Raw genomic sequence first — 6,637 nt, 5'->3', positions numbered from 1 at the left:
AGCCAAAGCGCGAAAAGCGAAGCAAGCAGACTCAGCTGAAGCGGAAGAAGCTGAAGCACCTGCCGAGCAAACCGAAGATCCGAAAAAAGCCGCCGTGGCAGCTGCCATTGCACGTGCCAAAGCGCGTAAAGCGAAGCAAGAAACGCAAACAGAGCCTGTTGAAGAAGCAACTTCCGAAGAACCAGAAGTGGATCCGAAGAAAGCCGCGGTTGCCGCAGCAATTGCGCGCGCGAAGGCTCGTAAAGCGAAACAAGCAGACTCAACTGAAGCGGAAGAAGCTGAAGCACCTGCCGAGCAAACCGACGATCCGAAAAAAGCCGCCGTGGCTGCTGCCATCGCTCGAGCCAAAGCGCGCAAAGCGAAGCAAGAAACGCAAACAGAGCCTGTTGAAGAAGCAACCTCCGAAGAACCAGAAGTGGATCCGAAGAAAGCCGCGGTTGCCGCAGCAATTGCGCGCGCGAAGGCACGCAAAGCGCAACAAGAAGCTAATAAAAATAATACTGAGGAGAACGAGTAGTGTCGTTTTTTATTGCCAGTTCACCGCATACCCACAGTCGTCGTAGTACGCCAGACTTAATGAAATGGGTGGCACTTTGCGCACTTCCAGGTTTAGTAGCTCAAACCTACTTCTTTGGCTGGGGTACGCTTATTCAGCTGATTTTTGCCATTGCAGTCGCTGTATCCCTTGAAGCCTTAGTCATGATCTGTCGTAAACGCTCACCAATGAGAGCGCTACGTGATAACAGTGCAATAGTTACCGCTTGGTTATTAGCCGTTGCTATACCACCATGGTCTCCGTGGTGGATTATGGTGATCGGGCTTATTTTTGCGATAGTAATTGCTAAACACCTCTATGGTGGCCTTGGACAAAACTTATTCAACCCTGCAATGGTCGCTTATGTGGTCTTGTTGATCTCTTTCCCAGTACAAATGACGAGTTGGAGTGCACCGACATCACTCATACCTGATCATGTAAATTTTGCAGATACACTCTCTTTAATTTTTACGGGCTATGATTACGACGGCTTATCACTTCAGCAAGTTCGCTCAGGTGTTGACGGCGTGACAATGGCGACACCACTTGATGCATTTAAGACTGGCATTCTTACAGGTGCCACTCCAAGCGAAGTAATGTCGCAGCCAATATTTGATGGCTTAGGTGGTATTGGTTGGCAATGGGTAAACCTTGCTTACCTTCTTGGCGGCATAGTCATGATCAAAAAGCGTATCATCCAATGGTATATTCCAGCAGGTTTCCTTGCGAGTCTGACTCTGTTTAGCCTAGTGTTCACGTTGCTGACGCCAGGGGAAACTGCGTCGCCAGTTTTACACTTGTTATCTGGTGCAACCATGCTTGGCGCATTCTTTATTGCAACCGATCCCGTTTCGGCGTCTACCACCGTCAAAGGACGTTTAATCTTCGGTGCGCTTATTGGTGCTTTGGTTTTTATCATTCGCAGTTGGGGCGGTTTCCCAGATGGTGTTGCATTTGCAGTGTTGCTTGCAAATATGTGTGTGCCACTGATCGATTACTACACCAAACCTAGAACTTACGGTCACTGAGGTAAACATGTTAACCGCTATTAGAAAAAATGGTCTGACACTCGCGATCTTTGCATGTGCAACAACCGGATTAGTCGCCCTTACTCAGTACCTAACAAAAGACCAAATCAAGGTACAAGAGCAAAAACAATTACTTTCTGTTTTGAATCAAGTCATTCCAGAAAATATGCATGACAACGCACTCACGCAAGCTTGTACAATGGTCACGTCTCCAGATCTGGGGACATTACGTGCGATGCCAGCCTACCTCGCCACGAAGAATGGTGAACCAACAGCAATCGCAATAGAATCTATCGCGCCAGATGGCTACAATGGTGAGATAAAAGTAATTACTGGGATTGATAATCAGGGCAATATTTTGGGGACACGCGTCCTAAACCACCAAGAAACCCCTGGTCTGGGCGATAAAATCGATCTTCGTGTCACAGACTGGATCCTGAGCTTTACAGGAAAACAAGTCACGGAAAACAATTGGAATTCGTGGAAAGTTCGTAAAGATGGCGGCGATTTCGATCAATTTACTGGTGCAACGATCACGCCAAGAGCCGTCGTAAAAGTGGTGCGAAATACCGTTAACTACGTAAACCAATCTCGTGAAGACATTCTTAGCCAGCCGTTAGGCTGTGAAGGAGAGCAGTAATGAATGAGAATAAATTACTGATGAAAAACGGTATGTGGAGTAATAACCCCGCTCTCGTACAACTGCTGGGCTTATGTCCACTGCTAGCGGTTTCTTCCACGATAACCAATGCATTAGGTCTTGGTATTGCAACCTTACTCGTGCTAGTTGGATCCAACGTAACAGTTTCTCTTATCCGTAACTATGTGCCAAAAGAGATCCGTATACCTGTATTCGTTATGATCATTGCCTCACTCGTTACCTGCGTTCAGTTGTTAATGAATGCCTATGCGTACGGTTTGTACCTGTCTCTAGGTATCTTTATTCCTCTGATTGTAACGAACTGCATTATTATTGGCCGAGCAGAAGCTTACGCGTCAAAAAATGATGTTGCACCCGCTGCGCTAGATGGTTTGTGGATGGGCCTTGGTATGACGAGCGTCTTGGTTGTTTTAGGTGCCATGCGCGAATTAATTGGTAATGGCACACTATTCGACGGAGCAGACCTTCTCCTAGGAGACTGGGCTTCAGCTCTACGGATTCAAGTTTTCCAATTTGACAATAGCTTCCTGTTAGCGCTTCTCCCACCTGGTGCATTTATCGGTGTTGGGCTGTTGATAGCGCTCAAAAATGTCATAGATAATTCAATTCAGGCACGTCAACCAAAAGAAGAAAAACCAACCATAGAACGTGCTCGCGTCACTAACGCATAACAAGATAAGGCTCTGTCATAGGAGCCTTTTTCATAAACCGCAGAGACGGTATTGGAAGTCAGCAATGAACAAAATAAAAAGAATCGAAATTCTTGAGCGATTACGAGAAAACAATCCGAATCCTCAAACTGAGCTTAACTGGAGCTCCCCTTTTGAGCTGCTAATCGCTGTATTACTATCAGCTCAAGCAACCGATGTAAGCGTCAATAAAGCCACCGACAAGCTTTTCCCTGTAGCGAATACACCTCAAAGCATTCTTGATTTGGGAGTCGATGGCTTAAAAGAATACATAAAGACAATCGGTTTGTTTAACTCAAAGGCAGAAAACACAATCAAGACTTGTAAGATCTTGTTGGAAAAACACAATGGTGAAGTTCCTGAAGATCGTGCAGCGTTAGAAGCGCTGCCAGGCGTAGGTCGCAAGACCGCAAACGTCGTGCTCAACACCGCTTTTGGTTGGCCAACTATTGCCGTCGATACGCACATTTATCGCGTGTCGAATCGCACTAAATTTGCGATGGGAAAAACGGTTGATGATGTCGAGCAGAAGCTATTAAAAGTTGTGCCAAAAGAGTTCAAACTCGATGTGCACCACTGGCTCATTCTTCATGGTCGTTATACGTGCGTAGCAAGAAAGCCTCGCTGCGGTAGCTGCATTATCGAAGATTTGTGCGAATATAAAGAGAAAGTATACCCAGATAGCTAACGCTATTTGTAAATCAAAGCTAGGAGCAAAAAATGTCAAACGGTCGAATTCTCCACACTATGCTTCGCGTAGGTGATCTAGACAAATCCATCAAGTTTTACACTGAAGTTATGGGCATGCAGCTGCTTCGTACTAACGAAAATAAAGAGTACGAATACACGCTAGCGTTTCTTGGTTATGGTGACGAATCCCAAGGTGCAGTGATCGAACTGACTTACAACTGGGGTAAAACTGAGTATGACCTAGGTACTGCTTTTGGTCATATCGCCATTGGTGTTGATGATATCTACACAACTTGCGACGCTATCAAAGCGGCGGGCGGTAATGTGACGCGTGAGCCAGGTCCAGTAAAAGGCGGAAGCACGCACATTGCATTCGTAAAAGACCCAGATGGTTATATGATTGAGCTTATTCAAAACAAGCAAGCTTCAGCAGGTCTTGAAGGCTAAGCGGCACTTCTAATAATCACTTGTACTGCAAGTTGAACTCCGATTACAGGCAGGTCTGCGATCTGCCTGTCCTTTTATAAACAAAACTCTTTACTTGATAATAGTTATCGTTTAGATTTGTCCGCAACTTCGATATGCGGGATTACGATAATGATCAGTGAATGGGAAAAACACACACTTCTAGCCGATACGGCACTTCAACTAGATGACCCTGTTCGCAGCATTCTTCATTACCAGCAAGCCCTAAGCCTGAGTGAAGATATCAGCGAATGTGTGGAAATTGAGGCGGACGAGCGATTATTAATTTCTGTGATTTCTTGTCATAACTTAGCTCAGTTCTGGCGTTGGGCTGGAGATACTGACTATGAACTCAAATACCTTCAACTGGCCTCTGAGAAAGTCTTAACACTTATCCCACAATGCCCAAATAAAGAGTGTGCAAGCTTTATCGACTCGATAGGATGCTGTACTAAGGCGTTGATAGACTTTATGAAGCGTCACCCTAATCCGGCTATTGCCAAACAGGTTGAAAAAATAGATACCGCAACCAATTGCGAAGTCATTGCCAAATTCCGCTTAAACTAACATTCAAATTATACAGTAGGAATCACCGAAAGGTGCTTGGCAAAATACCACTAAAATATTATTAACAACGTCAGTAAATCAAAAACGCCGAAGCTTTCAGCTTCGGCGTTTTTATAAGCATCACACTTGGGTTCGCCCTAGAGATATCACGACTCGGCGGTTTTTGTCTTTTCCTATTGGCGAACCGTTATCTGCAATAGGACGACGCTTGCCGTACCCTTGCACTTGAATTCGATCTTCCGGTAGCCCTAGAGACTGAAAATAATCACGAAGTGACTCTGCACGTCGCTCTGATAAACTTTGACTCGCACTTTTACCATCGGTTGAATCTGTGTACGTCGCCACCAGCACGAGATCGATATCTTGATTATGTCGGATATAATCTGCAATTTGTGATAAACGCTTTTTAGAAGCCTTGGTTAACTGATCACCTTGTCTTTCGTAGTGCAAAATCGTAAAAGCAATGTCCTCGAAACTGTATTTCAATAAGTTGGAAATACAGTCGCTAAACGCGTTGTACTTGTTTTGAAACAGTACTGATGACAATGCGACTTCAATTCTCTGATCTCGGCTCTGCCAATCTTGGTAACTAAAAGTCGGATAACGGCCTTTTTCCAGCTCAGACAAAATGCCCCATGCTGTTTGCCCTCCGACATAACCATCAAACTGTTTAAAAAACTTTAGGTTTGTAATTCGATCGGCGTGTTCACCTGGTCGCCAAGGTGGCGGCATAGAAATGAGACTGACGTTACGTGTTTCTCCCATCGGGCGACGCATTTTTAACTCAAAGTCTAAATTGATTTTTTTATTCGCACGAGATGAAAATACCGCATCTCCAAAGCTTGGAATGGGGTGTACAAGCTGACATTCTAATGGTGTATTGACCACCATTTCCCATTGAGATTGCTGTGGAGTTGCAGCATAACGTTTGCCCATCAAAGCGAAGCTGCTTGTGCTAAACAACGAAAATACAACACCACTGGTAATTAGCCATTTCTTCATCTAATACTGTCTCTTAAACGGCAGTCTGTTGCCGTCAATTTGCATCAATAAAACCACTTCAACCAGCATGCAAAAATCTCGCCAATATAGGGTTATCTGTCACACTGCCATTAATGTGAGCCACCGTGTTCCAATCACCTTAACCGCCACTTAGCGTTTTACTTCCTCATGTTTTATCGGTTTACATGATGCAAAGTATGGCGAATAAACGTCTACATAATATGCAATACAAACTTATTGATTGGATGCAAAATAGAATTCCGGTTTTCTCTTAAATTGCGGTTTTTCTCATCGGTATAATCTGCAATAATGCAGCCTTCGTCACACAAAAATAAGCCAACATGACACTAGAAAATGAAGCTCTAACCTTGAAAAAACGCTTTCGTGGTTATTTCCCTGTGGTAGTAGACGTTGAGACCGCTGGTTTCAATGCTCAAACTGATGCACTTTTAGAAATCTGTGCCGTTACGTTGAAAATGGACGAACATGGCGTGTTGCATCCGGCCTCCACCATTCATTTTCATGTGGAACCATTTGAAGGCGCTAACTTAGAAAAAGAAGCGCTTGAATTCAATGGTATTCGTGACCCTTTCAGCCCTCTTCGAGGTGCTGTTTCTGAGCAAGAGGCGCTAAAGGAAATTTATAAGCTTATTCGCAAAGAACAAAAAGCCGCAGATTGCTCACGTGCAATTATGGTTGCTCATAACGCAGCATTCGACTTGGGTTTTGTAAACGCAGCAAATGAACGCTGTAAACTAAAAAGAGTCCCTTTTCATCCCTTTGCTACTTTTGATACGGCTACATTAAGTGGCCTTGCTTATGGCCAAACAGTTCTCGCTAAAGCATGCAGAACAGCCGGGATGGAATTTGATAACCGTGAAGCACACTCTGCGCTTTACGATACACAAAAAACAGCAGAATTATTCTGCGGTATTGTCAACAAATGGAAGGCCCTCGGCGGTTGGCCGCTTGTCGACGAAGAATAATAAGTAAACACAAC

Annotated in this window: 8 protein-coding genes and 1 pseudogene; 8 read left to right on the top strand and 1 reads right to left on the bottom strand. The window is 44.5% G+C overall.

From position 1 onward, the window contains the following. From R7P74_RS09560 to R7P74_RS09530, 7 genes and pseudogenes are all read left to right on the top strand, one after another. Positions 1-517: pseudogene (locus R7P74_RS09560) on the top strand (electron transport complex subunit RsxC); the annotation flags it as partial. After that, a complete protein-coding gene (gene rsxD / locus R7P74_RS09555) occupies positions 517-1,563 on the top strand; it encodes an electron transport complex subunit RsxD (protein ID WP_005390256.1) in 1,047 nt (348 codons plus the stop codon). The pseudogene R7P74_RS09560 and the gene rsxD, both read left to right, overlap by 1 nt. Positions 1,564-1,570: 7 nt before the next feature. Beyond that, positions 1,571-2,203, top strand: coding sequence for an electron transport complex subunit RsxG (gene rsxG / locus R7P74_RS09550; RefSeq protein WP_005380747.1), 633 nt, complete (start codon positions 1,571-1,573; stop codon positions 2,201-2,203). Further along, positions 2,203-2,895 carry an electron transport complex subunit E gene (locus R7P74_RS09545; protein ID WP_005380745.1) on the top strand — a complete coding sequence of 231 codons (693 nt, stop codon included), beginning with the start codon at positions 2,203-2,205 and terminating at the stop codon, positions 2,893-2,895. The genes rsxG and R7P74_RS09545 overlap by 1 nt, the downstream gene beginning before the upstream one ends. Positions 2,896-2,959: 64 nt before the next feature. Next, the gene (gene nth / locus R7P74_RS09540) at positions 2,960-3,601 is read left to right on the top strand and encodes an endonuclease III (RefSeq protein ID WP_005380743.1); all 642 of its coding nucleotides are present in this window, start codon (positions 2,960-2,962) and stop codon (positions 3,599-3,601) included. 32 nt (positions 3,602-3,633) lie between these two features. Next, positions 3,634-4,050 carry a lactoylglutathione lyase gene (gloA, locus tag R7P74_RS09535; protein WP_005380739.1) on the top strand — a complete coding sequence of 139 codons (417 nt, stop codon included), beginning with the start codon at positions 3,634-3,636 and terminating at the stop codon, positions 4,048-4,050. 150 nt (positions 4,051-4,200) lie between these two features. Then, the gene (locus R7P74_RS09530; RefSeq protein ID WP_005384886.1) at positions 4,201-4,635 is read left to right on the top strand and encodes a DUF2753 domain-containing protein; all 435 of its coding nucleotides are present in this window, start codon (positions 4,201-4,203) and stop codon (positions 4,633-4,635) included. A gap of 120 nt (positions 4,636-4,755) precedes the next feature. Here the strand turns inward: R7P74_RS09530 and motY are convergent, their stop codons facing one another. Beyond that, positions 4,756-5,637, bottom strand: a complete 882-nt coding sequence (gene motY / locus R7P74_RS09525) for a flagellar protein MotY (RefSeq protein ID WP_005384887.1) — start codon at positions 5,635-5,637, stop codon at positions 4,756-4,758. A gap of 341 nt (positions 5,638-5,978) precedes the next feature. Between motY and rnt the strand changes: the two genes are divergently transcribed. Next, a complete protein-coding gene (gene rnt, locus R7P74_RS09520; RefSeq protein ID WP_225473372.1) occupies positions 5,979-6,623 on the top strand; it encodes a ribonuclease T in 645 nt (214 codons plus the stop codon). The last annotated feature ends 14 nt before the right edge of the window (positions 6,624-6,637 follow it).

It is taken from the genome of Vibrio sp. 2033, assembly GCF_033339735.1.
The sequence above is the reverse complement of the archived record's forward strand: the minus strand, read 5'-3'. Positions and strand labels throughout refer to the sequence as shown.